The 23,035-nt window shown below is 34.0% G+C and carries 29 protein-coding genes and 5 pseudogenes; 11 read left to right on the forward strand and 23 right to left on the reverse strand.

The window, feature by feature from the left end; all coding sequences use genetic code 11:
* Nucleotides 1-86 precede the first annotated feature (86 nt).
* Nucleotides 87-647, forward strand: a complete 561-nt coding sequence (locus tag RTP99_RS26920; RefSeq protein ID WP_000639134.1) for a recombinase family protein — start codon at nucleotides 87-89, stop codon at nucleotides 645-647.
* Nucleotides 648-767: 120 nt separating this feature from the next.
* Here RTP99_RS26920 and RTP99_RS26925 read toward each other — a convergent pair whose 3' ends face one another.
* The gene (locus RTP99_RS26925) at nucleotides 768-1,007 is read right to left on the reverse strand and encodes a hypothetical protein (RefSeq protein ID WP_000043818.1); all 240 of its coding nucleotides are present in this window, start codon (nucleotides 1,005-1,007) and stop codon (nucleotides 768-770) included.
* A 525-nt stretch (nucleotides 1,008-1,532) separates the two neighbouring features.
* On the opposite strand from RTP99_RS26925, the gene RTP99_RS26930 reads away from it, so the two are divergent.
* Nucleotides 1,533-2,918, forward strand: coding sequence for an IS4 family transposase (locus RTP99_RS26930; RefSeq protein ID WP_223290729.1), 1,386 nt, complete (start codon nucleotides 1,533-1,535; stop codon nucleotides 2,916-2,918).
* 485 nt (nucleotides 2,919-3,403) lie between these two features.
* Nucleotides 3,404-3,583, forward strand: coding sequence for a DUF8096 family protein (locus tag RTP99_RS26935; RefSeq protein ID WP_000428143.1), 180 nt, complete (start codon nucleotides 3,404-3,406; stop codon nucleotides 3,581-3,583).
* 67 nt (nucleotides 3,584-3,650) lie between these two features.
* Here RTP99_RS26935 and RTP99_RS26940 read toward each other — a convergent pair whose 3' ends face one another.
* Both RTP99_RS26940 and RTP99_RS26945 read right to left on the reverse strand, forming a co-directional pair.
* Nucleotides 3,651-3,908 (reverse strand): hypothetical protein, encoded by a 258-nt coding sequence (locus tag RTP99_RS26940; protein ID WP_095209908.1) that lies wholly within the window; start codon nucleotides 3,906-3,908, stop codon nucleotides 3,651-3,653.
* A gap of 275 nt (nucleotides 3,909-4,183) precedes the next feature.
* Nucleotides 4,184-4,384 carry a hypothetical protein gene (locus tag RTP99_RS26945; protein WP_002163380.1) on the reverse strand — a complete coding sequence of 67 codons (201 nt, stop codon included), beginning with the start codon at nucleotides 4,382-4,384 and terminating at the stop codon, nucleotides 4,184-4,186.
* Between the two features lie 269 nt (nucleotides 4,385-4,653).
* Here RTP99_RS26945 and RTP99_RS26950 point away from each other — a divergent pair, with 269 nt between their 5' ends.
* The gene (locus tag RTP99_RS26950; RefSeq protein WP_000376554.1) at nucleotides 4,654-4,791 is read left to right on the forward strand and encodes a DUF3956 domain-containing protein; all 138 of its coding nucleotides are present in this window, start codon (nucleotides 4,654-4,656) and stop codon (nucleotides 4,789-4,791) included.
* Between the two features lie 142 nt (nucleotides 4,792-4,933).
* Here RTP99_RS26950 and RTP99_RS26955 read toward each other — a convergent pair whose 3' ends face one another.
* From RTP99_RS26955 to RTP99_RS26965, 3 genes and pseudogenes are all read right to left on the reverse strand, one after another.
* The gene (locus RTP99_RS26955; RefSeq protein WP_001250590.1) at nucleotides 4,934-5,125 is read right to left on the reverse strand and encodes a hypothetical protein; all 192 of its coding nucleotides are present in this window, start codon (nucleotides 5,123-5,125) and stop codon (nucleotides 4,934-4,936) included.
* 357 nt (nucleotides 5,126-5,482) lie between these two features.
* Entirely contained in the window at nucleotides 5,483-5,761 is a 279-nt protein-coding gene (locus RTP99_RS26960) for a hypothetical protein (RefSeq protein ID WP_000691220.1), read from the reverse strand.
* Nucleotides 5,762-6,163: 402 nt separating this feature from the next.
* Nucleotides 6,164-6,397 (reverse strand): annotated as a pseudogene (locus RTP99_RS26965) (Holliday junction resolvase RecU); the annotation flags it as partial.
* 101 nt (nucleotides 6,398-6,498) lie between these two features.
* Here RTP99_RS26965 and RTP99_RS26970 point away from each other — a divergent pair.
* The 3 genes from RTP99_RS26970 to RTP99_RS26980 all read left to right on the forward strand — a co-directional run bounded on the left by RTP99_RS26970 (nucleotide 6,499) and on the right by RTP99_RS26980 (nucleotide 7,854).
* Nucleotides 6,499-6,663, forward strand: a complete 165-nt coding sequence (locus RTP99_RS26970) for a hypothetical protein (RefSeq protein ID WP_000132657.1) — start codon at nucleotides 6,499-6,501, stop codon at nucleotides 6,661-6,663.
* A 390-nt stretch (nucleotides 6,664-7,053) separates the two neighbouring features.
* Entirely contained in the window at nucleotides 7,054-7,218 is a 165-nt protein-coding gene (locus tag RTP99_RS26975; protein ID WP_001145521.1) for a hypothetical protein, read from the forward strand.
* A gap of 417 nt (nucleotides 7,219-7,635) precedes the next feature.
* Nucleotides 7,636-7,854: a hypothetical protein gene (locus RTP99_RS26980; protein WP_012614917.1), complete on the forward strand. Its 219-nt coding sequence runs from the start codon at nucleotides 7,636-7,638 to the stop codon at nucleotides 7,852-7,854.
* A 405-nt stretch (nucleotides 7,855-8,259) separates the two neighbouring features.
* Here RTP99_RS26980 and RTP99_RS26985 read toward each other — a convergent pair whose 3' ends face one another.
* From RTP99_RS26985 to RTP99_RS27000, 4 genes and pseudogenes are all read right to left on the reverse strand, one after another.
* The gene (locus RTP99_RS26985; RefSeq protein ID WP_000811978.1) at nucleotides 8,260-8,544 is read right to left on the reverse strand and encodes a hypothetical protein; all 285 of its coding nucleotides are present in this window, start codon (nucleotides 8,542-8,544) and stop codon (nucleotides 8,260-8,262) included.
* A 5-nt stretch (nucleotides 8,545-8,549) separates the two neighbouring features.
* Nucleotides 8,550-8,711: a hypothetical protein gene (locus tag RTP99_RS26990; RefSeq protein ID WP_000482387.1), complete on the reverse strand. Its 162-nt coding sequence runs from the start codon at nucleotides 8,709-8,711 to the stop codon at nucleotides 8,550-8,552.
* Nucleotides 8,712-8,742: 31 nt separating this feature from the next.
* A pseudogene (locus RTP99_RS26995) lies at nucleotides 8,743-8,967 on the reverse strand (hypothetical protein).
* 23 nt (nucleotides 8,968-8,990) lie between these two features.
* Nucleotides 8,991-9,716 (reverse strand): annotated as a pseudogene (locus RTP99_RS27000) (ATP-binding protein).
* 215 nt (nucleotides 9,717-9,931) lie between these two features.
* Between RTP99_RS27000 and RTP99_RS27005 the strand changes: the two are divergent.
* From RTP99_RS27005 to RTP99_RS27015, 3 genes are all read left to right on the forward strand, one after another.
* Nucleotides 9,932-10,459 (forward strand): excalibur calcium-binding domain-containing protein, encoded by a 528-nt coding sequence (locus RTP99_RS27005; RefSeq protein ID WP_000734522.1) that lies wholly within the window; start codon nucleotides 9,932-9,934, stop codon nucleotides 10,457-10,459.
* A gap of 57 nt (nucleotides 10,460-10,516) precedes the next feature.
* The gene (locus RTP99_RS27010) at nucleotides 10,517-11,218 is read left to right on the forward strand and encodes a class D sortase (RefSeq protein WP_046647062.1); all 702 of its coding nucleotides are present in this window, start codon (nucleotides 10,517-10,519) and stop codon (nucleotides 11,216-11,218) included.
* 122 nt (nucleotides 11,219-11,340) lie between these two features.
* Nucleotides 11,341-11,844, forward strand: a complete 504-nt coding sequence (locus RTP99_RS27015) for a hypothetical protein (RefSeq protein ID WP_000823722.1) — start codon at nucleotides 11,341-11,343, stop codon at nucleotides 11,842-11,844.
* Nucleotides 11,845-12,383: 539 nt separating this feature from the next.
* Here RTP99_RS27015 and RTP99_RS27020 read toward each other — a convergent pair.
* From RTP99_RS27020 to cpaB, 13 genes and pseudogenes are all read right to left on the reverse strand, one after another.
* Complete coding sequence (locus tag RTP99_RS27020) at nucleotides 12,384-13,007, reverse strand: hypothetical protein (protein WP_001088474.1); 624 nt, start codon at nucleotides 13,005-13,007, stop codon at nucleotides 12,384-12,386.
* Nucleotides 13,004-13,549, reverse strand: a complete 546-nt coding sequence (locus RTP99_RS27025) for a hypothetical protein (RefSeq protein ID WP_001029022.1) — start codon at nucleotides 13,547-13,549, stop codon at nucleotides 13,004-13,006. The genes RTP99_RS27020 and RTP99_RS27025 overlap by 4 nt, the downstream gene beginning before the upstream one ends.
* Before the next feature lie 38 nt (nucleotides 13,550-13,587).
* Nucleotides 13,588-15,163 (reverse strand): annotated as a pseudogene (locus tag RTP99_RS27030) (WxL domain-containing protein); the annotation flags it as partial.
* Between the two features lie 151 nt (nucleotides 15,164-15,314).
* The gene (locus RTP99_RS27035) at nucleotides 15,315-16,433 is read right to left on the reverse strand and encodes an RNA-guided endonuclease InsQ/TnpB family protein (protein ID WP_000599424.1); all 1,119 of its coding nucleotides are present in this window, start codon (nucleotides 16,431-16,433) and stop codon (nucleotides 15,315-15,317) included.
* Nucleotides 16,396-16,641, reverse strand: a pseudogene (locus RTP99_RS27040) (IS607 family transposase); the annotation flags it as partial. The pseudogene RTP99_RS27040 and the gene RTP99_RS27035, both read right to left, overlap by 38 nt.
* 71 nt (nucleotides 16,642-16,712) lie before the next feature.
* Nucleotides 16,713-16,919, reverse strand: coding sequence for a hypothetical protein (locus tag RTP99_RS27045; protein ID WP_000949458.1), 207 nt, complete (start codon nucleotides 16,917-16,919; stop codon nucleotides 16,713-16,715).
* A gap of 72 nt (nucleotides 16,920-16,991) precedes the next feature.
* Nucleotides 16,992-17,216 (reverse strand): hypothetical protein, encoded by a 225-nt coding sequence (locus tag RTP99_RS27050; protein WP_002029145.1) that lies wholly within the window; start codon nucleotides 17,214-17,216, stop codon nucleotides 16,992-16,994.
* A gap of 45 nt (nucleotides 17,217-17,261) precedes the next feature.
* Nucleotides 17,262-17,465 carry a hypothetical protein gene (locus RTP99_RS27055; RefSeq protein WP_000956353.1) on the reverse strand — a complete coding sequence of 68 codons (204 nt, stop codon included), beginning with the start codon at nucleotides 17,463-17,465 and terminating at the stop codon, nucleotides 17,262-17,264.
* A gap of 42 nt (nucleotides 17,466-17,507) precedes the next feature.
* Nucleotides 17,508-18,374 carry a hypothetical protein gene (locus RTP99_RS27060; protein WP_000201161.1) on the reverse strand — a complete coding sequence of 289 codons (867 nt, stop codon included), beginning with the start codon at nucleotides 18,372-18,374 and terminating at the stop codon, nucleotides 17,508-17,510.
* A 1-nt stretch (nucleotide 18,375) separates the two neighbouring features.
* Nucleotides 18,376-19,308, reverse strand: coding sequence for a hypothetical protein (locus tag RTP99_RS27065; protein ID WP_000555801.1), 933 nt, complete (start codon nucleotides 19,306-19,308; stop codon nucleotides 18,376-18,378).
* Nucleotides 19,301-20,725: a TadA family conjugal transfer-associated ATPase gene (locus tag RTP99_RS27070; protein WP_000264623.1), complete on the reverse strand. Its 1,425-nt coding sequence runs from the start codon at nucleotides 20,723-20,725 to the stop codon at nucleotides 19,301-19,303. The genes RTP99_RS27065 and RTP99_RS27070 overlap by 8 nt, the downstream gene beginning before the upstream one ends.
* Before the next feature lie 15 nt (nucleotides 20,726-20,740).
* Complete coding sequence (locus tag RTP99_RS27075) at nucleotides 20,741-21,562, reverse strand: CpaE/TadZ family protein (protein WP_000441032.1); 822 nt, start codon at nucleotides 21,560-21,562, stop codon at nucleotides 20,741-20,743.
* Nucleotides 21,563-21,578: 16 nt separating this feature from the next.
* Entirely contained in the window at nucleotides 21,579-22,439 is an 861-nt protein-coding gene (gene cpaB, locus RTP99_RS27080) for a Flp pilus assembly protein CpaB (protein WP_000804792.1), read from the reverse strand.
* A gap of 374 nt (nucleotides 22,440-22,813) precedes the next feature.
* Here cpaB and RTP99_RS27085 point away from each other — a divergent pair, with 374 nt between their 5' ends.
* Nucleotides 22,814-22,984: a hypothetical protein gene (locus tag RTP99_RS27085; protein ID WP_000353182.1), complete on the forward strand. Its 171-nt coding sequence runs from the start codon at nucleotides 22,814-22,816 to the stop codon at nucleotides 22,982-22,984.
* Nucleotides 22,985-23,035: the final 51 nt, after the last annotated feature.

Genomic DNA, 23,035 nt, shown 5'->3' on the forward strand with positions numbered 1-23,035 from the left:
TTGATAATAACTTGTCTCCTTGATAATAAAGGGTTCGCAGACTATCAATAGCACTTATCAAAATTAAAGAGAATAAAGGTGAAAAAATGATATATGGATATGCTCGTGTCAGTGCACAAGATCAAAATCTAGATACACAGATTGAACAGCTCATGAAATATGGAATAGATGAAATTATTAAAGAAAAAATAAGTGGAGTAACCAAACAAAAGCCAGAGTTAGACTCTATACTTTTAAAACTAACTACTGGGAATACTTTAGTCGTAACTAGAATGGATTGTTTAGGTCGAAATACCATTCAGCTTTTACAATTAGTAGAACAACTTCGGGAAAAGGATGTTCACTTTGCGATTTTAAATTTGGGAATAGATACGAGAACGCCAACAGGAAAATTCTTTTTAACTGTCATGGCTGCCTTTAGTGAACTTGATCGAGAAATGATTAAAGAAAAGCAACGTACGGAAATAAAGTTAGCGAAACAAAAAGGATTGTATAGAGGAAGGTTGAAGAAATATACGGATAAGCACCTAGGTATAAATCATGCGATTGAATTGCGCAAGCATACCAATAAAACTGTTAAAGAAATATGCCAAATTACTGGTGTGAGTCAGGACGCTCTGTATCATAGATTAAAAGAACTTGAATAAAGTTCTTTTTTGATTTGTAATTAAATCCCAGAGTGGCCCCTCATACCGATAATCGTTTCCGTACCCCTATAATAGAAAAAGCTCTCACAATTGATGTGAGAGCCTTATAACCGAATTATACTATTTCATTCTACTTTCAATCTCATCCCTAGAATTGTACAATTCGTTAATCTGTTGGCGCTTCTTATCGTTCAAATAAGGGTTGTCCTTCTCTGTTTGATTCTGCTCTGTTTGCTCCTGGTGCAATGGTTTATATGGATGGCGCTCTTCTTCTCTTATTCCGTTGTAGATGATGACACCTAAAACAACAACTATAATCCCTAATAAGATTATGAATTCTTTTAATGTCTGCTTACTCATCTCTGTTTGCTCCGCTCCTTGTGTTAAAGTCTCTCTAGTTGTCCTTCAGCTTCCCATTTACTTTCTACAGGCTGTTTACCAATTTTATTAATTTCCATCTTTTTTCCTATTATGGTAGTTCTTTATGCTTAGACCATTTTTAAAAGCAGATATGTACTGTCTTTTATATAATGAAAATGAGGTAGAAAGATTTAGTCTTTTTTACTAACTAATAGATTTATGATATGTATTTCAAAGACCAATTTTACATTTGTTATTATATCACAATAAATTAATATAAGGTTAGGAAGTATTGAGTATCATAGTAAAACCTCTCGAATATAAAATTATTCAAAATGCAAAGTCTGTTTTATTAAAAACAAATGCAATCACATATGCTGTAAAAAAAGATTTATGATGTTTAAATCTAATTTTTTTACTATCCATAAAAAAAAGGCGTTATCCTTGCTGTATCATTATAGGAAAGGATGGCGTTTTTGTATGTCTATTTCTGTATCTGATGAATTAAACCTATTTGCTTGAGAAATTCAAAGCTTCTTATCTCCGAATATCTTACGAGATCTTGCTAGAGATGTTGGTTTTGGACAACGAACCAGTAAATACCAACCAAAAGATTTAGTCGCTTTATGTGTATGGATGAGTCAAAATGTTGCTGAAACCCCTTTAACTCAGTTATGTAGCTGTTTAGAGGTATCAACAGAAGTACTTATCAGTCCTGAAGGACTGAATCAACGATTTAATGCCACAGCCGTGCAATTTCTACAACAAGTGTTAGCCGAACTTCTCAACCAAAAGTTATCTTCAACTAAGCTGCTCTATTCTCCATACACTTCTATTTTCAAGCGTATTCGTATCCTAGATTCAACGTCATTTCAACTTCCAGATCCTTTTTCATTCGTTTATCCAGGTGCAGGAGGATGCAGCCATACCGCGGGAATGAAAATTCAGCTTGAGTATGATTTATTAAGTGGACAGTTCCTTCATATTCATACAGGTCCAGGGAAACAACATGATCGAACCTATGGTTCCCTGTGTGTCCCAACTATAACAGCGAATGATTTATGTATCCGAGATTTAGGTTATTTTCATTTGAAAGATCTTCAACATATACAAGATAAAAAGGCTTATTATATTTCACGTATCAAATCAAATACACGTATTTATCAAAAAAATCCTAACCCTGATTATTTTCAAGACGGCAGAATCAAGAAAGGTACAGAGTATATCCAGATAGATATGGAGGATTTAATGAACTCTCTTCAACCAGGACAAACATGTGAAATATCCAACGCTTATGTAGGAATGACAGATAAAGTCCCAACTCGTGTGATTGTTCATCGACTAACAAAAGAACAGCAACAAAAACGATTGCAAGATCAAACTGTAAGAGAAAAGAAGAAAGGAATGAAGTATTCTGCTCGTAGTAAACGACTTAGCGGTATCAACGTATATATGACAGCTACACCTACAGATATTGTCCCAATGGGACAAGTGCATGATTGGTATTCTTTACGTTGGCAAATCGAGATTTTATTTAAAACCTGGAAATCATTCTTTCATATTCATCATTGTAAAAATATAAAACGAGAACAATTGGAATGCCATTTGTATGGGCAACTGATTGCCATTTTACTCTGTTCTTCTACTATGTTTCAAATGCGGCAACTACTTCTTATGAAAAAGCAACGAGAACTGAGTGAGTATAAGGCCATATATATCATTAAAGATTACTTTCTTCTTCTTTTCCAAGCTATACAGAAAGACACCCAAGAGCTATCAAAGGTTCTACTTCGCCTGTTCAACCTCCTACAGCAAAACGGGAGAAAATCTCATCGATATGAGAAGAAAACAGTCTTTGATATATTAGGTGTCGTTTACAATTGTACCATGTCTGATAATCAAGCGGCTTAATTCAAAAAAATGAAACCCGTTAGGGTTTATTTCGTATGCAAATCTTTAAATTCCTTACACATAACCTTTAGAAAAAAGAAACACTCTCTACTATAATTGACGTTTTATGAGCTTAGCTTGATAGCGATGGGCTATTTCCAATTGTCAGTTTGTTATATGCCTATGAATTCTTTTCTGGGCTAATGTACCACCAGGAGATTCGTTGGCTTAAATTAATATGCATGGCGATAATGATTATAGGATTTATGGATATTCAAAAAAAGCTTAAAAACAAAGATTATAGAGTGGCTTAAATCACCAAACACTCTTGAACTCATTTTCGAATTATTGTATTATATTTTCGGGTCTTACTTCATAAATCATTATCAAGAGAATCTGCAGATTTGCAGGTTCTTTTTTGCAAAATAAAAAGCATCCACTACGTGATCACTTCATGATATTGTGATTCAGTTATTTAAAATCAGATTGATATGTAGGTGAAACGAATGGAAAATAAAGAACAAGAACCAAAATACGATTTAAACAAAATATACACATACGAAGAACATCCAGATAAGATCAGTGGTCGCTGTGACAATTGCGGTAATTCTGCATTCAAAAGTTCCATTAAAAATTTCATCTTTTTAAGAGAATGCCGTCATTGTGGCATGAAGAAAATCATCTAGCCCCTAGGCAGAGGTTTTTCTTTATAAAATAAAAAAGCAGCTGTTAGGCTACTTAAAGTTCGTCTTATCACCAAATAAAATGATATATATATTCTCCCGTTATACTTTCATCAATTCCTGCAACTCTAGCAAATCTCATCAAGTCAGCACCCTGAAGGAAATACATTGTTAGCATAACTGGCACCCGTGACCACATAAACCGATAAAGCTCACCCACCCTTTGCTTAGTCGTAACAATTAAATCATTCGCAGGTCCATTAATCCATGCAGTTGTCCTAACTGAAGTAAACGGAAGATCTTTCCCATTAACCACTATCCTCGCCATAATATGTGTTATATCCACATCAATCCCTCATTCCAAGAGCCAAATCTATTTTCCATATTTACATAAGTATTCAACGCTATAAGAAATGTTTAAAATGCTTCTTTATAAAATAAAAAAGCAGCGGATTCGCTACCTTAAAATCTACATAATTCCCTTTTCGTTCGTTTTGTTCACTTGTTTTATTAGATGTTCAATGAAATTGAAACTGTATCCTTCGGGTTAATAAGTACTAATAAAAAAGAGTGCGATTAAGATATGCACTCTTTCAAAAGACTTTACCAATCTCGACGATCATCATGATTATGATCACGGTCATGATTACGTCTACGACGACACTCATCACAATCACAGTCGCGTCTACAATGACATTCGTTAAAATCGTTTCTTCTACGTCTACGACCGCATCCGCAAAATACTAAATCATCCCAAAAGCTATTACAATCTCGAGAATGTCCAAAATTATTATTCCATCCCATAGATATGATTCCCTCCTCTAAAAATAGAATTCATCATATTCTATGATTAAAAGGTAGAAATAGTTTGTTTGCTAGTCTATATTTTGTATTTTAGGCTAATAATATTTCAATTTGTAAACCTATCTCACTTCTGTATTTTCAATCGTTGTGTTCTTTTGTTTTGTTTAAATGGGCTAATCTATTAATTTTATTAAATCCATTAACTTAAATATTACACATTAGTGTTTTATACATATACTATAGTAGATTGCTAGAAAGGTGGTGTAACCATGGATAGTTGCGTTGTGTTTGTAAATGGACAACCTTTTTTAGTTCTCTCAGTAGCTGGTATTGAAATTGCTAGATTAGAGATTTCTCTTCAAGTAGCTTTAGCTCTAAGAGTGCTTGGAATACCAATCTGTGATTAATTACCACATCCAAAAAAGAGGGCATTAGCTCTCTTTTTTTATCTCCCTCTTATCTCTCCTTAACAACAAACAAGGCGCCGCCCAGATCGCGCAGCGCCTACAATAACTGCTATAAACTTAATCAAACTTATTTACCCTCACATTATTTATTTCTTTGCTTCCATACCCCATTCTCTTTATGATAAGTATTCTTGCCGTTCATGAAGTCAGCTGTATTACCCGGAATGCTAAATTTCTTATTCTTTTTCTTAGCCTTCTTCTTCAGCCTTTTCTCTTCCTGAATAGCTTGCAAATCCGCCTTCCATTGTTTCAACAAATCCTTTTCACGTCGCATCGAATTTGTACCCCTTGGTTTAAATGTGAATCAAATAATTAGATTCTCCCTATTTATATACTCATTTAAACAAAATGTCTATTTTATTCTTATTCTCGTTTAATATATACCAATCTATGTTTTTCCTTCTAAATAGACCAACAATATATTAAAATCTTCTATATACCCAAGGAGGTTTACCACGCTTAATTTTCAAAACATTACCCATATTAGGGTTCTTTTGGTTTTTATACGGTTTCATCGGTATCATCTTTTATTACTTATTACTAACTCCTTAACGTGTAGGAACAAATCGTATAAATATATGTTTAATATGTAATTTTTATATAACAAGGGAAAAGCACCCGTATTGGATGCTTAATGTATACTAATATTAATATTGAATAGCTTCATTGATAGACTTTCTAGAACAATAAATATACTAGCTGAAACTGATCTATATCCGATATTCTTTCCTGTAACATTAATAGTAATCTCCGCTAAATGGGTTGGCACATCATGTTTTTCAAAAATTTTATCTTCAACCTTTTCAACTATAGCTACATTATCTACTTCTTTAAAAGTTTTTAGCAATTTTGTTTCTAATAAAGTAAAATCAAAATTTTCATCTTTAACCACATCAAATATAATCTTCACTTTTCTTTCCCCATTTTTAACTAGTTAATATATTAAAATCCGTTTAATTATATATTTTAGTATTAAATAATTCAAAAAATATGTTTTATAAAATCCCCCACAGTTAACCTATCTAATAGAGAAAAATAAAAAAAGGAAGAAGTTCCTCTTCCAATTTCAAGATTAATCTCAGCCTTCTCGTTTATACTCCGTAAAACCATCTCAATACTTCGACTATTTAATGAACTTGTAAGATAATGATACGGCAATTTAAACATCTAGTTATCCTCATCATTTTATCAGCTATTTATCGATATTTTTAATAATTTCAAATAGATTAAGTATATTCATAGATTTGTAATCCCTTAAATTTCTCAGTAGAATTTATAAATAAATCAACATCATATCTAAGGGAGGTTAAATAATGGAAAATCGTGTAACATTCCCTGTAGACTTTGCTTCAAATTCTATAGCTCGTCCCTTATACACGCCGTCATAGTCTACTGTACTTTTAAGCTTCATAGAACCCACTCAGCATACGGACACCTTTACAGGAGTCTGACACTTGTTTATTAGCGCCACTCCGCCTCGTTGATACATTTCATTTACTAGATTGGTAAGCATTTCAAATGTCATTCCGTGGTTTCCTAGCCCCATTGTTATTCCTCACTTTCTATTAAAAGGATTACTTCATTTAGTTTCTATAAAATGGTAATTAATATATAATTAAACTATTCAAATCTTAGGTGGTGATGCAAATGACTGATACAATCCGAATTGCTCTTTTTACTCTTGTAGGAATAAGTGCCGTATTTTCCGTAATTAAAGAATTTCAAAAACCAGAAAAAAGAAAGTTTTGGATTACATTCGAAGCTTTAATTCTGCTCGGAGCAGCCTGGATGTTAATAGGACTTCTCATGTAACCTACATAATTAGTACAGCCTCTTTGAATAAAACTCAATATTCCGTCAATAATATAGATGACATTAGATTTTTCTCCTTGTTCCCCCTTGGAGAGGAGCAGTTAGTTTTTGCTAACTGCTCCTTTATTTATAACAATGATAAAATTCTTTATAATGATTCTTCTTTATTTCTCAATATAAGGAGCCTTGGATTTCCATTAATAGTCCTGTAGTATATAAACAAAGAGTAAGGTAAGAGTTACTCTTTGCCATTTTAGAAGGGGTTCTGTTGGAGACAACAGGACCTTTTTTCATATAGAGATTGTTTTGTTTAATTTTTCACCACTAACCACAAAAACATCTTATAATCGTTATATACTAAATTAAATTACGAGATTAGGAGCAAATCAAATGCCAGTTACACTAGAACTTATTCTTTTCATTCTTATAGCAATTAGTGCTGTTGGCTATTTAGTAAAAGAACTTCAAAAAACTAGGAAAAGAACACTTGGAATTTCACTAGAATTTTTGGTTCTTTTTTGGTCAATATGGAAAATATCAACTATCATAATCTAATTTGTAAAACATGAATTCCTTCGAATAAAACTCAATATTATGTCCATAATGTTGATAGGCTGTATGCCAAAATCCATTTAGTTTTCTCTGTATCTCCTTGTATTGAGCAGTTAGCTTTTGCTAGCTGTTCTTTTATATGTAACCTCATTAGACAAGTTTTCATATAATGTAGTCATTCCTTTCTTATAAATTAAGCTCGTCACTTAGGTTATAAAAATGGGATTATATCCTATGACCTTTTCAGAAATTATTCATACTTTATTTCTGAAAAAGTTGCTCTGTTTTATAAAAAGGTGGTTGCGGAAACGATCGCCTTTTTATTTATGACCAAATGAATTTTTTAAAGATTCATTACAAAGTATGTTATAACTGGTACAATTCGGTATGATAAATATAGATCAAACATTGAAAGGAAATATGACAATAAGGAGATATTTTAACTTCGTTTCACTTTTCTTCACTGTACTTGTAATAATCAATCTTACAAATATACATACGAAGTACCAATTCTTTATAGGAGCATCTGTAGCACTGTTTGTAACTATTATTTCTACAAATGAAATTATAAAATTCCTTGCTACTTGTACCTTATTGGTTTACGGATTTACTGCTTTGACTTATTTAAGTATAGCTTGATAAATTTCAATTTCCCTTTGTGTTAAACTAACGTTTTTGTTTAAGATAATAGTTTTAGATTGGTTGGACACATTTACCAATTTATTCACCGCTAAATCCATGTTAAAATCTCTTGTGAGTACGACATAACTCAATCTTATGAAGCCCTGTAACATTTTCTGCGGGGCTTCTTTTTTCAACAAGACGTTAGTTAATTGTGCTGACTACCTTGATTTACAAAATCACTTTTTGTTCACTTTTTTGATACATTTATGAAACATTCATGTGTTATCTTCAGTATGTTCTTTTCTTTTTATAATGTCGTGTGAGATATACCATGACTAGAAGCCCTAGCCCCCTAATCCTAGGGCTTCTATATTTAAATAAGGATTTTGTATATTTTTATTCATTCCGTCCGAAAATTATTTATACGTAATATATAAATAATTTTATAATCCCTTTATGAAACGTCACGTGTTTCAAATACAACACTTTTTGATGGCCTCTTATCTTTCCGTATTTCTTTTTAGCCATTTCTATCGCTTTGCCTTCAGACTTTGCCTCAAACCAACGAAGCTTCCACTTCTCATCTTTATCGTAAAACTCTACTGAGTACGTCATAACGCTATTACACTTCAAGAATTTGTCTACGGTACTTGTTGCGGTATAATCAAAACTTCCGACTACATCCTCCAGTGTTAATTGTTTCATGCCCCTTACCCCATTGAGCGAGATTTAATTTTGTTCTTATCCGCTTGAGCCATGATTAATACGACAATTTTTAGTTGATGTCTTCCTAACTCTTTTGCTATTTCAAGAATATCTTTATCCTCATCCCACATTTCTCGTAATTGAACCGCTTCACTTTTATTAAACACTAAGCCCAACTCTTATAAAGGTATATATAAATTACCACGCGATTTCTTCATGTACTTTCACTGCTGCAACACCATTGTGTAATTCTCCTTTTTCAAATCCGTTCCAAGTCATGACATCCCATTCTCCCTCCAGTTGTAATTAATGAATTTCTTTTAACTCCGCCATAACAGCATAACGTCTTCTACCCATTTCTTCAGGACTGAGATTCCCTACTTCGCAAATACACAGTGCAAATTGATAGCAGCCATTCCCCATGTTGTTCTTAATTACTCCCGTTCTCACATACACACATCGGTTATTCCCCTTTTAAAATGGCAATGCCTTTCTTTAAAAGTGATCGTTCTGAAGTTATTTAGAATCCACGATACAATCCGTTCATCGTATGCCTCATCTAAACGCTTTCCTGTGAGGTTTGTCTTGAAGATAATTTACCTTGCCTACTATCGAAAACATCGAATAACACCCTATTAATGAGGTTTTTCGCTTTGGCATTGACATCTAACGCGCCTAATTCTGCTTCTAAATTATCGATTATCAATACTTCTGCTTTTACTAAGCTCCGAATAATAGCATCCTCAGTTAATGTAGAATCTTTACTGAATTTACTTTTTATCTTTCATAGCAATTCACCGCCTGTAATGAAGACAACTGATTTCCCTGCTCCTGCAAGCTGATCCACGATAGCATAAGCGAAATGTGTTTCCCTGCCCCACAATTCCCGGCCTTAATCGTGTTAAATACATTTCTATTGCAATAATCCGTCGCAATGACCTTTGCGAGTTCATAATTGTCAAAGTTTGCTTTCTTAATGTTGCTATGTGTAATCATGCTTTGTTGATAAAACATCAATTTCTTCTCATGAGCTTTATCAGCATCGTATTTCGCTTGCTCCTGTTGCTGAGGCTTCTTACTATCGTTTTCAAGGAAGTAACGCGGGCAAACACAACTTGCCCACCGAACTTCATCTTATTCATGCCATGTGTATCACAAACTTCAGAATCCATAGTCGTATTCAACTTTTTGATTATATCGCTTGGTGTTGCCGCCGCGGCTCTCTTTTTTATTTTCGTTCGACAAATATAACAATATAAGAATTAATGATTTGCTATCATTGTGTGGAAATCTTACATTTATCAACAAATTATTATTGTATTTTTAATTTTTAGAATGTAAAATATTTCTATGTAAATACATACCATTTAGGGAGATGGAGAAATTCATGAAAAAACTATTAGCTTCAGCAACAGCGTTCACACTATTAACAGTAGGATACAGCTCTGCTGCATTTGCAGAAAAAAATCCAAATGACAAGAATTGCAGTCACTTTAAAAACAAACAGGAGGTTATGGAATTCTGGCACAGCAATGGATACAGTGCGACTAACGATCCTCATGATTTAGATCGTGACAATGATGGTTTACCTTGTGAAGTAAAAAAAGGGGATTACGATCAATTTTTAGCTAGTAAACAGCCTACTAAAAAAGATGAAAACAAACCACAAGAGCAAGTTAAACAGGAAAATACTAAACAAGAACCTGTAAAACAAGAAAATACACAACAAAACAACCAAGCAACAACCAATAAGCAAGAGCAAACTAAGCAAACAGCTGTAAAGGCTGAAACAAAAAAACAAGGTGAAAAGTTGCCTAATACAGCATCAAACGGTGTTACAATGATGCTTGCAAGTGCTGGCTTAGTATTAGCCGGTTCAATTCTTATATTCCGTCGTAAAAAAACGAATGCATAAACTAATACCTAAAGACGGCAGGAATATTCCTGTCGTTTTTAATGTGGAGTGATAAACTTGAAAAAACTTGATTGGTTGGGAGTTTTATTAATTACTATAGGCTCTTTTGCTTTTGTTTATTACTTTATAGATTGGTATGATGCAAGAAAAACTGTTGAAGCCTTAACAAGTAATGAAATTCAACAATATCAAAATATACAATCTGCCACTAATGATGGAAAAGATGCAAGTGATGAATCAAACAAAGAACAATCCCGTTATACTCTACCAAATCAAGAAACTAACCTTACAAACACTAATGAACCATTACCAGGATCACCAAAACAGATTCCAGCTTCTCAAGCTCAGCATCAAATGGGAGAAAAAATCGCCTATATGGTTATACCCAAAATTAAACAAAAATATCAAGTTTACTGGGGTGCTGATGCTAAAACTTTAAAAAAAGGAGTAGGAATGTTTGTTAGCGATATTACGACTACTCCTTCAGGTAATGGACATACAGTTTTAAGCGGACATCGTGATACGGTATTTACTAATTTGGGAGATCTACAAGAAAATGACTATATTTTAGTTGAGTATGATAAAAGAGTATACATTTATCAAATTCAAAAACATTGGATTACAGATGCAAATGATCGTACTGTAATTGTCGCAAAAGATAAATCAACTTTAACATTAACTACATGTTATCCATTTAACTATATTGGAGATGCACCGGAACGATATATCATTGAGGCATCCTTAGTTGCTATTAATTGAAAAAGAGAGCTTCGGCTCTCTTTTTTTATTCCCATTCGACATAATATGACAAAATAGTTATGACTGAATTTGTTATGCTTGTTTCAGAAATCTTACAAATTGAATGTGTGGAGGACAAATATATGAAACGCAAATTACTTACAGCACTAACTTGTAGCGCATTACTTATGGGATTAGCTGCTTGTGGTTCAAATGATAAAGCAAGTACATCAGAAGAACCAAAACAAGAAACTAAAAAAGAAGATGAACAAAAGAAGTTAGATGAGCAAAAACAGGAAAATGAACAAAAGAAAATAGAAGAACAGAAAAAGGCTGAAGAACAACGCAAACAAGAAGAGGCTACGAAAAAGGATCGATCAACAATTACTTCTGGTAACACTATTAAAGGCTTAAAAGACGAGCTATCCATTGGTATGTCATTTAAAGATTATCTTGCTAAAAAGAAAACATTAAATGTAGAGAATCCCTTCAGTATTTCACTTGGAAAAGGTAATGTAGGTAGTGTTCTTCAAGCTCAAGATGGAGTATTAGTTGTATGTATTGATGGAGAAAAGATATTTGATTTAAAAGTATTTAAAACTATTGACGAAGTTAAAGCGTATGAAAAAAGCTTAAAAGCAAAATGAAATAACATTTAGATTGGCGTCCAATACATATTATTAAAATTAAAGTATTCCTAGTCGGAAGAAGGCAATTTTTGATATCGTTTCTATAAAAATCATCTACAAAAAAATGGTCTAAATCTAGACCATTTTTTCTTTTAATTATTCAAATTCAGATGTAATTCCATTGTATTTTTTTCTCTTTACCTGCATCATCTGCTATCAGCCAAATTAATTGTCCTTTATGACCTGTAGCACTAACCATTTCAGATTTCTTTAAACTATTACATAGGTTTGTAACAAGCTTTTTTAATACGTTTAAACTGCATAGATGTTGAATTTTAAACTTATCGCTTAGTGCACTCATATTATTATTTAGGCAGAATATCGCCAATAAACACGATATTATTAAATTCATAAAATGGATTTTTTATCTTCTGTAGCAAAAAATCCTGCATAATTAATCCCCTTAAATCAATAATAGATAGGCTAAATACAAACAGCATACTAATAAGTTTCCCTACAGTAACTGAACTACTTGGTTTTTTTCCCTATCTTTTTATTTACCTTAACGCAATCCATTCATAACTTGCCCACTCTTTCGGCTTCTTATCATACTTAATACGACCAGTTGTACAGAATGAAGCAATCACCCATTGTATAAGATTCATCTTGGCATATGGATCAATACAATCCTCTATTTTTTTTAGCTGATAGCCTGTACTATTTTTCTGCCAAATTGTATATAAACGAAAATGTGTTGTTGTAACAAGTCTAGCTTTTGTTGTAACTTGCCATTTTGCAATTTTCGTTAAATCTTCTTTTACTTTTTTTTTATAATCTTGTTTTATTACCTTATAACTCTTCTCTTTATTAATTAGTCCATTTGAGAATGTAAAAGGCTTTTGATGCACCTCATAGACAGTTCCTTCTTCATCTCCTAAAATATTTGATTCTACTAAGAATATATTTTTTAGTTTTAACTGTTCCGTTAATTCTTTTCCACTCCTATAAAACGGTTTTTTTATCCTCTGAAGCAGGACAACCTGTACAATTAATCCGATAAGTAACGGATACGCTAGTATAAACACCATATTAATAAACATATTTGTAATAAGTACCCCTACTAATGCGAATATCGTGAAATAAATATACGTTTCTCTTTGATGAATGATTCTACTATTCAAGCTAAAACACCTCCGTTTTGATAAATTGTGAAAGCAACATACACAATTGCTCCTAATAAAATAGAACAAGCCCCCGGAAAGCTCTGTATCAGCTGTATTTCTTTCTTTGGTAGTTTTGCCCCAAATATAGAAGCAGCATGCTCCAATTGGTCTTTAATCGCTCCTACAAACCCTAAAATTTTAATTAATCGATACACACTAGCGACCCAAAAGAATAGTAAATGGAAAGCTGTTAATGTAATAGCGGTAAGGATAGCTGTTTCTTCTACTACATTACTAACATATACAGCTACCACAACAAGCATTTTTGTATCACCTGGTGAAGAAAATTTAAATGTCTCTAACAACAAACCACATGCTAAGGCCATGGCTAGTACAATCACAATCTCTTTACCTGTTCTTATTCCAGCAAAATACGTGATTCCTATACCTACAATTAAGAATAGCAAATGCCATATATTTTTCGTTTTTCTATATTTCAAGTCAGTAAATATATTCAGGGTCATATATCCTAGTAGTATTCCTATTACATATATATTCATAATTTTCCCTCCTTATTTTTTCCTGTTTAGATGGATTATTACGGTCCACTCACTAGAGACCAAGTGACCGTAGAAGTATAAGTAACTTGCCGATTCTTCCCTACATAAGTTGTCCCTGGATCTATCTGCAGTTGTAATCCATTTTGTCCAAAATCGAGTTGATATTCTCCAATTGCTACATCTTTCGAAGCCCGGATAATAGTGTGTGCTGCCCCATTATCAATAGGTGTATTTGGAATCTGTATAATAGGTTTCCCTGTCTCTGGACCCTTTACTTTTGTTACACTCACTTGATTCTTTATGGATAGAGAACCCTTTGGCAATTGTTTTGCAATGTTCGACTCTGTAAATGGAGAAATTGTCATATTCAATCTCCATCCATCCGCTTGATTTCGACTATCATGTATCATGAGTTTACCTAATGTACCAAATGAATTTTGCTTTTCTCCATTTAGTTGAATTGGGGTAAACTCTACACTTTTAGGAACAGTAAGCATATCTACTCGTCCTTTTTGTGTGGTAGAAATATGCTTCGTCGCACTTTTATTCCCAGCTTTATCTACTGTTCGGATATGTACATATTGTGGTTTCGCATAATCAGTCGGAAACTGAATGCTAGTCTGATTTGTAAACTGAACACCACTTACTTTATCAATTGATGTGTCGGATTTATCATTCACTACATATTCATATCCTTTTACGCCACTTGTTACAGTTGCAGGAACTTCCTTAGAAAAGTCCGAAACGTCATTCCTACCAATTCCACGGATTTTATAATGATAGGTACTCCCATCATCTTTCGCAGGGGCAAACGTTACTTTATTTTTTTTCAGTTCTCTATTTTCAATTTGGAGGCCTCCTGGTGTTGTGGGCACTGCCTGATCTTTTTCTTCTTTATCTACATGGTCAGAGAGTCTACCATTATATATTTGCTGATTCCCTTGGTATACTTCTGCTTCCGATGCGTATCCCACTTTCAACTCATCTACATATGTAATTCCTTCAGAATAGGCAAGCATATAAAAAGTTACGCCTCGTTGCTCGGTAATATAAAACGGATTATTTGCAACTTGAGTATTCATACTAAATGTAGACCATCCATTTATTTCTTTGTTCGTATCATTCTTTGTGACTGTACGGTTATTTGGTAATTGGATCGGTGTAGCCCATTTTCTTATTTTTAGGCGATCCCCTTGTTTCATTGGAGTCACAATAGTACTATTTGATATTAACTTGCCCTTTCCAGAACTACCCTGGTAAGGTATTACCTTATCAATCGTGGGTGAATCTTGATATACATCTTTGTTTATATCCGAAGTTATATGTCTTCTATCCCTCGGTATATTGGTACCGGGTTCTCTTTCTGGAAACAAAGAGATATTACTAATTTCTAATTCTTTTGAACAGCTTGGAGCATCTTTTAAAACAGTAGCGCATAATAATCAAATTCTCTCCTTGTTTCCCAGCTTCCATCATCATAGAAACTAATTCTCCTAATCCTTGTGATTTCGCCTCACATATTGCTGAAATATAAGCATTATTAGGTACGTTTAATCGCTTAAAAACAGCAATTGAACTCTCCATTACTGTATAAGGATATAAGACTCGATTCCCGTTGCAAAAACCTTATAAAACTATATAAAGTTTGTTTATTTCCCTGTTCTACGTGTCCGATTTTGCCGAAGCTACTTTCGTTTGATATAACACTCCGAGGGCGTGAATTCGGATACAACGAATCCTACATATTAGCAATAACGTTCATGTGTTAAGTTGCTAATTGATAACGCGACAAATTAATAGATGCGTTGAAATCTCTGTCTATTTCATGTCCACAGTCACAGGTGTATATCCTTTCGGATAAACGCAAAGTTTTTTTGATTTCACCGCAAGTCGAACACATTTTAGACGAAGGAAACCACTTATCAGCTTCCATATACTCAATCCCATATTTCTCACACTTATACTGTATTTTCATTTTGAAATCATATAAATTTTGTTGTGCAATAGCTTTTGATAAGTGTTTATTCTTCATCATTCCTTTGATATTCAACATTTCCATCACAACTCTGCAAGGTTTGGTTTTCACGATTGCAGTAGTTACTTGGTGAATATGATTATCTCGGACATTTTTCAAGCGCCTATGTAAGAGTTGTATCTTCTTTTCAAGTTTTATAATGTTGATGGTTTTGACGAAACGGCTCCCCTCCTTATTCATTTCATATTTACGAGAAACTTGACGTTGCAACCTACGAAGGCGTTTCTCCGCCTGCTTAACTACCTTTGTTTTATTAATGTTTTTGAATTTCATTCCATTCGAACACACTGCAAGTTCTTTAATGCCTACATCTATCCCTAAACTCTCAATTGTTAGTTTTTGCTGCATTTTCTCTTCTTCAATACCTACGGACAAATACCAATACTTCCCATCGAAATGAATACGTGGATTCGTATACTTCACATCGATTGGTAATGATTCTGAGATTTTCATCCATCCAACTTTTTCAATCAACACCTCGTTATTTCGGACTTTCAATTTCACATTATCATTATAAAAAGACGGCTTTGATTTTCTTCTACTTTTGAAACGTGGTTTATCAGTCAGTCCCTTGAAGAATCGCTTATATGCTTGACAAGCATCTTTAATCGCTTGCTTTGTAATGTTATTGGATACCTCATATAGCCATGCATATTCTTCTGTTTGCTTCAAAACTGTTAATTCTTTACGAAGGATGCCGTCAGATAAAAATTTACCACCGTGCTTATGATTTTCTTCCTGTTTACCTAATGTCCAGTTATAAGCCCATCGGGCTGTTCCGACAGATTTCCAAAGTTGATGTTCTTGTTCTTTATTCGGTCTTATTCTTATTTTCCTTGCAAGTATCATTTTCCATCAACTCCTTAATCATCTTCTTGGCTTTATTGGCTCTTTTACCTTGCAGTCTACTGCTGAGAACAGTGGCAATCTGAATTAAACTTTCTACTAATTCTTGTTCCTCGGTCTTTTCGGTATGGTCAATGACCTCAATAGTCGTTCCATATCTATCACATAGGTTTTCGATTAATTCATACCCGAATTGAATTAACAGATCTTTTACCTACTTCCTTATGTTTTAAAAGGAGGGAGCTATATGAAACACGCCCCCTCTTATTTTCAATCTAAAACTTATTTTTTGTTCCAAGAATCTACATCTGCATTGCTTGATGCTTTTGTGAATCGAGCTAGAATTGTATCATAACCACCTTGGATTGCTTTCCATACAAACGGTCCAATTACTAATACAATAATTACCGCTAAAGCGATTAACATTCCGTTTTCTGATGACAACTGTGAATCCTCATTTTTTAACCAATTCTTCATTTTTGATAACATTGCATTTCGTCTCCTTTATATATCGATTTTAAGAATTTACTAAAATAAGAACTTAACTATTTAAATCTTTTATTACTTATTCCAAGAATTCACGTCTGCATTGCTTGATGCTTTTGTGAATCTTGCCAGGATCGTATCATAACCACCTTGGATTGCTTTCCATACAAACGGTCCAATTACTAATACAATAATTACCGCTAAAGCGATTAACATTCCGTTTTCTGATGACAACTGTGAATCCTCATTTTTTAACCAATTCTTCACTTTTCCTAACATGATTGAATCTCCCTTATCCATTTATTTGAGCTATACGTAATAAACATCCTTGATTTAAAACTTCTATTATTTGTTCCAAGAATTCACATCTGCATTGCTTGATGCTTTTGTGAATCGTGCCAGGATCGTATCATAACCACCTTGGATTGCTTTCCATACAAACGGGCCAATTACTAATACGATAATTACCGCCAAAGCGATTAACATACCGTTTTCTGACGATAATTGTGAGTCTTCATTTTTTAACCAATTCTTCATTTTCGTTAACATATATTTTGCTCCTTTACCTATTCCATTTTGAATAATGTTTTTCTATATACTTGCAAATCCTTGCATTAAGGATTGAATAACAATAACCATTGGATAAATTACAATACATCCAATAACAGCTACGTTAAATTTATTCATTTCCATTGGCTTATTTTGAATGAGACGGTTATAGTTCTCATGTTTTAACTCACGCATCATTTTAATCTGTGCATCCATAATACGAAGACTCTGTACCTTGTCCGTTTTTTGTGCTTGTTGCAATGCAATCGTAAAGGTATTTACTTCTGGACTATTTAAGGCTGCAGCAAAGTTTCTAAATGGTTGATCCGAACCCGCATACATTTCTAATTCCGCTGTAAGTGTAGATACATACGGTCGAAGATGTCTTCCAGCATATATCTGCGCCTTTTTTACTGCTTCTAATGTTGTATGTGTTTTTAACAACTGCAGCATAGGAATTAAATACTCCGGTAATTCGAACTTCCTTGCTTCTATCGCCTGCTTGATTCTTCTCTTTAATAGATAATCAGGATAGAAATAAAGCAGTGGTGAAATCAAAACGCCTACTTTAAATAAGTAGTAATCATGAAACACTGTACATATCAAGAAAACAGAAGTGAAAATGATGGGATACGCAACCTTCATTTTCAAATATTCTTCTGGTTTCGTATCCAAACCAGCTTCTTCTAATTTTTTCTGGATCAGCTCTTTCTTTTCTTCTGTCAGATACTTATGTGATAACGACTGGAAGGGAGCGAGCATCATTTGATTTAAATTCTTTTTTTCAATTCGTTTTGCATTTTCTACATAGTTTGTAAGTAGGCTACCGCTATCTTTTTTACTTTGTAGAAAGGTAGAGAATACCCAGTACATGACAACGAATACCACTAAAGCTAAAATCGTAGCCACTTTATTCCCCTCTTTCTGTTGGATTATAATTTGCAATCTTTTCTACACGGGTTGCTAAGAAAAATACAATGAACATATTTACCGCTAATGCAATTTTCCCCATCATAGAACCTGCTAAAAATCCATATGCTTCTTTTGACATCAACATAATCACAATCGGCATGGCAATCACGATTAAGCAGTTCTGTACAAACGCACGTTGTGCTTGTGACAAACTAGAACGTAATCTTGCCAGATATAGCTTTTGTTTTTCGAAATCTTCTGCAATATCTAATAAGACTTGTACTGAATTCGCCCCGCCTTCTCGACTACATACTTCCAACATTTCATGGAAGAAAACCAATTCTCTAAAATTAAAAGTTTCATTGAATCCTTTAAATGCACGGTGCATTGTAGTTCCACCTTCTAATAAAAGAGAAACTTTTTCTATTTCTTCTTGAATGCTCTCATGCATCATTGGCTTTACTTGTACTAACACGCGTTTAGCGTTATTACTAATTTGAAGAGCATTCGCTACTGCCTTCATATAAATAGAAAGACGGTCAATAACAACCAAGTAGTAACGTTTTTTTCTTCGATAGAGAAGAAATCTCGGTACTAAAAATCCACATAAAGCAGAAATCAGTGTAAAAGGATCTCTTCCAAAGGAGAAGTAGAATATTGCTGCTATACTCATTCCCGAAAGAATCGTATATACCCAGTACATACTTTTCGTCAATTTCCACTCGTACTTTTGGGCTTCTTGGATAACAGATTGTGGCAGATACATTCGTATGCCTTTAATATTCCTTAATTCTAAGCGCCTTTCTTCTTTCTCATTTTCTTGTACAAATTGGGAAAGTGCAGAACCTTTAGATTTTGCAAAAAGTAAAACAAGTAATACTATACTAATAAAGATTAATAATATACATCCATAGGCGAACAAACTATGCATACTGCACCTCCTGTTGTGAAAGGAATGGTGCATAAAGAGCCGGGTTTACAGAAGAAGAACGGAATTTCCTCTCCATTTCGGCTGACATTCTTGCTGTAATTTTATGCTGGCCATGAATCTTTCCTACTCTTTCATTCATTTCATCATGTTCCTCGTATGTCGGAATAAACTGAGAAAGTTGATTAAATTGTATATCACCTTGATAATCCAATAATTCAATCATCTCTGTAATATAACGATTCCCATCATCTTTCTTTTCGAAAAAGACAATCACATCAAATGTCTGTGAAATTAATTCATATAAATATTGAGCACCAATATTCGCACCACTTTGTAGACACATAAGCATTAAACGTCTTACTGCTTCTTTTGCACTTCTTGCATGGACAGAGGTAGAACCCGAGTGTCCCGTTTGGAAGAAGTTAATCATTTTCAGGGCTTCTCCCCCCCTTGATTCCCCTACAAGTAATCTCTTTAGTCCTTGACGTAAAGCATTCGTTAACAATCTATCAAAATCAATTGCATTTTCTTCAACTTCGGATGCTCTACATTGCATCGGAACAAAATGATGCTCTGGAAATATGCGATGTAAATAGAGTTCAGGATTATCTTCCACTACAAGAGTACGTTCATTCTTTGGTATATGAGAAGCGAGGTACTTCATAAACTCCGTTTTCCCTGTTCCTGTTGCTCCAGCAATTAAAATATTCATTTTGGCTTTCACAGCTGCCGCCAAAAAGTCCAACATCTCTTTCGATGCTTGATTTGTGGATAACATACGTTCTTCTGAGGCACGAAGATGATCTGCATTCTTACGAATAGTAATTGTTGTACCAAGTCCAGCAATCTCATCTAAGGCGATATTGATACGAATATAAGGGAACACGCAGTCGACAGATGGCTTTGCTGTATTAAGTGATTCTGACGTACTGTTTACCATCTTATAAGCTAAGGCTTTTACATCTTCTTCAGCTTCATATCGATACTTGTATTTGCATTCTCCCTCACCAATTTTTTCGTATATAATCTCTTTTATGCCATTGATATAAATATCTGTTACATCTTTATCATCAATCAGAGGTTGAATAATTCCAAATCCCACAATATCGTCACACACCATGTTCAGTAACTGTTCAGAAGGTACCTCTGAAATGACGACTTGATTACTTAATAAGAAACTTTTGATGATTTGCTCTACAGCTGCTTTTTTTTCCTTATTCATAAAAGATTCACTTAAGATATCACGATGTTCTTTAACTAAAAACGCACGAATTTCATCTGTTATATCTTTAATTTGTTGAGCTGTAGTTGTTCCTAACTTTCGAGCTGATTTAGAACGAATCATATAACCAAAATGATATAAATCAACTCGATTTCTCTTTAAGGCGACTTGTTTTCCCTGTAAATAGCCCCACATACTACTGCCTCCCTTTTAATTTCGTAAACCAAAGAGACCCTTTTTCATAGAGGATGTATGCTGGGTTGGAATATCAAGACCAGCTGCTTCCATAATGTGATGGACCTTTGTATTAATTTGCGGGGAACCAAACTGCATCCCCCATTCATAACTCGTACGATCCCTGTCATACGGAATTGTCACCGCAATTTTTTGGGAAGAAAGCTTTTCAATATCTTCTACATAATCCTCATCTCCCATATTTAAAACATGAATCATACGAGGCAATGTTAGCTTTGCTTCTTCTAGTAGTTGTAATTCTCTTTTAATTGCTATTGCACCACGAGGGTTGCCGTTTAATACATGAACAACAAGGTCTGATTGGTATAGGATTGGATAACTCAGAACCTCAGATAATTCAGTTGGTACTGATAGAATGATAAAATCGTATTCTGTATCTACAAGTGATTCTATAAATGTCGTTACAAACAGTTCTTTGTTTTGAATCTCTGGGAATTGAGCTAAGTTATAACCTGATGGAAACACCAGAAAACCCATCTTATCGTGCAATTTTTGCATCAACCTTGGATTCACTTTTCTCTCTAATAAATCTTGCTTGGTACAAATATACTGCGAGAGATTGGATTCATTTTCTTTTCTTACAAGTTCTAAGATGTTTTTACTATCGTGGCTAAGACCAGTTCCAACTGCAAAGCTAGGTCTTACTTGGTCTGCTTCAACATAAAGCACCTTTTTCCCTAAATGAGCTAATTCATTTGCCATCGCAATACTTAATGTGCTTTTCCCTACATTTTCGTTTGTTGCATAAAAGGCAATGATTCTTGCTTGCCGCTCCATCTTAATAACCCCTTTCTTACTTAGATTCATTCAGATACTGTGCTACATACTCTTTTACATTTTTAGAAATTGGATTAGTCGAATGCTTCTCTACATAGTCTAAAATGTTCTTTTGATCAGATATTTGTGAGAATCCTTCAGCTGGTTCTAATTCTTTCCCTGTTTGCTCCACCTTTTGTCCAACTGCAACAGGAATGACATCTCCAAGTGTTTTTGCACGATTTAAGTATTGAAGTTGTTCAGGGGAAACAGCCAGTGTGTATAATCGCGTTACTTTAGGCTTTTGTTTTCCTTCTTGTTCCTCTTTTGATTCTTTCTTTTCTAGCACAAATGCATCTTCTGTATTGCTATCTTTTGCAGCCGTCACACGTACACGTTGGAACAGACCACCAAAGACAACCTTCTCATTGTCTCCTTCTTTCACAACTTGTTTGAAATACAAGTCCACATACGTGTTTGGGATAATACTATTCCCTGAACTTGTTTCCAAATCAACGAGTAACGGGAAAGCAACTTCTCCATCTTTCAAATTTAAAATAGCAGAGTCCGGTAACTCCTCTTTCTTTACTACTTTGTTTTTAAAGAGATAGCTATTTTCTGTAATGGGTTGCCCATCATTTGTCCACTTACCTACAACCTCTTTTTTATTTACACGTAATGCATTTGGGGGAATCGCATCACCAGGTAAAGTTCGTTCCACTAGCATGTCTTCTTTAATTTCTGTATGTGCAGGTATATCCTTTGCGGCTACAACAATTTTTGTTGGTTTTACAGCATTTTCTACTGCGAAATGATTGTATCCATAGATACCCGCTACTGTTGCAGCGGCTAGACCTACCGCAACAATCTGCTTCTTTTGAAACTTAGATGGCTTCAATGTTTGTATTCCTCCTTATGTAGCCTTTAAACGCAAAAAAAGGACACACCTATGGCATAATGCGCCTTAGGTGTGTCCTTTTAGCTAATCTAAAGTCTATATGAAAATGTTGGATTTGATTTCTTTAATATTACAATCTCAATATTATGATATATAGAGTTTTATGTCAATCATTTCTAAAAAAAATATTATTTTTACCATTTCAAATCTCTGATTCCAAAACTTAAAAACCCTTAAAAACGTTGTCATATCAAGGCTTTTAAGCTATTAACCCAACCGTAAATATGGTATAATTAATATAACGTAACTGAATATTTCAGGGTGGTCGGTTGCTTTCCTTTCTCTTTTATTTTATGGAGAAAGGAGGTGACACTATGGACATTCTTTTCACGATAGCAATTGAAATTGTAAAAGTTATTGCTAGAGAAGTCGCTGTGTTTGTGGCAAAACGTATAGGGAAATCCCTATCAACGTCTTGGAAGCAAATACAAAAAAAGCGACGAAAGACGAAAAGAACCACCCTCAATGCCAGCAAGCGTCTGTGAACCGCACCCAATTTGTTAGACAAATAACTAACAATTGGAGGTGCGGTTTTA

Origin of the sequence: Bacillus sp. (in: firmicutes), assembly GCF_031983925.1 — a bacterium.
Classification (GTDB): domain Bacteria; phylum Bacillota; class Bacilli; order Bacillales; family Bacillaceae_G; genus Bacillus_A; species Bacillus_A pacificus.

Bases quoted from the DNA above. Each gene is read 5' to 3' on its own strand.
- RTP99_RS27085 (WP_000353182.1), top strand. From the start codon at position 22,814: ATGGACATTCTTTTCACGATAGCAATTGAAATTGTAAAAGTTATTGCT.
- RTP99_RS27025 (WP_001029022.1), bottom strand. From the start codon at position 13,549: ATGAATATATATGTAATAGGAATACTACTAGGATATATGACCCTGAAT.
- RTP99_RS26980 (WP_012614917.1), top strand. From the start codon at position 7,636: ATGACAATAAGGAGATATTTTAACTTCGTTTCACTTTTCTTCACTGTA.
- RTP99_RS26985 (WP_000811978.1), bottom strand. From the start codon at position 8,544: ATGAAACAATTAACACTGGAGGATGTAGTCGGAAGTTTTGATTATACC.
- RTP99_RS27050 (WP_002029145.1), bottom strand. From the start codon at position 17,216: ATGGATAAGGGAGATTCAATCATGTTAGGAAAAGTGAAGAATTGGTTA.
- RTP99_RS27005 (WP_000734522.1), top strand. From the start codon at position 9,932: ATGAAAAAACTATTAGCTTCAGCAACAGCGTTCACACTATTAACAGTA.
- RTP99_RS27070 (WP_000264623.1), bottom strand. From the start codon at position 20,725: ATGTGGGGCTATTTACAGGGAAAACAAGTCGCCTTAAAGAGAAATCGA.
- RTP99_RS27055 (WP_000956353.1), bottom strand. From the start codon at position 17,465: ATGTTAACGAAAATGAAGAATTGGTTAAAAAATGAAGACTCACAATTA.
- RTP99_RS26940 (WP_095209908.1), bottom strand. From the start codon at position 3,908: ATGGCGAGGATAGTGGTTAATGGGAAAGATCTTCCGTTTACTTCAGTT.
- RTP99_RS26950 (WP_000376554.1), top strand. From the start codon at position 4,654: ATGGATAGTTGCGTTGTGTTTGTAAATGGACAACCTTTTTTAGTTCTC.
- RTP99_RS27045 (WP_000949458.1), bottom strand. From the start codon at position 16,919: ATGTTATCAAAAATGAAGAATTGGTTAAAAAATGAGGATTCACAGTTG.
- RTP99_RS26970 (WP_000132657.1), top strand. From the start codon at position 6,499: ATGACTGATACAATCCGAATTGCTCTTTTTACTCTTGTAGGAATAAGT.
- RTP99_RS26925 (WP_000043818.1), bottom strand. From the start codon at position 1,007: ATGAGTAAGCAGACATTAAAAGAATTCATAATCTTATTAGGGATTATA.
- RTP99_RS27015 (WP_000823722.1), top strand. From the start codon at position 11,341: ATGAAACGCAAATTACTTACAGCACTAACTTGTAGCGCATTACTTATG.
- RTP99_RS26920 (WP_000639134.1), top strand. From the start codon at position 87: ATGATATATGGATATGCTCGTGTCAGTGCACAAGATCAAAATCTAGAT.
- RTP99_RS27065 (WP_000555801.1), bottom strand. From the start codon at position 19,308: ATGCATAGTTTGTTCGCCTATGGATGTATATTATTAATCTTTATTAGT.
- RTP99_RS26975 (WP_001145521.1), top strand. From the start codon at position 7,054: ATGCCAGTTACACTAGAACTTATTCTTTTCATTCTTATAGCAATTAGT.
- RTP99_RS27075 (WP_000441032.1), bottom strand. From the start codon at position 21,562: ATGGAGCGGCAAGCAAGAATCATTGCCTTTTATGCAACAAACGAAAAT.
- RTP99_RS27035 (WP_000599424.1), bottom strand. From the start codon at position 16,433: ATGATACTTGCAAGGAAAATAAGAATAAGACCGAATAAAGAACAAGAA.
- RTP99_RS26935 (WP_000428143.1), top strand. From the start codon at position 3,404: ATGGAAAATAAAGAACAAGAACCAAAATACGATTTAAACAAAATATAC.
- RTP99_RS26955 (WP_001250590.1), bottom strand. From the start codon at position 5,125: ATGCGACGTGAAAAGGATTTGTTGAAACAATGGAAGGCGGATTTGCAA.
- RTP99_RS26945 (WP_002163380.1), bottom strand. From the start codon at position 4,384: ATGGGATGGAATAATAATTTTGGACATTCTCGAGATTGTAATAGCTTT.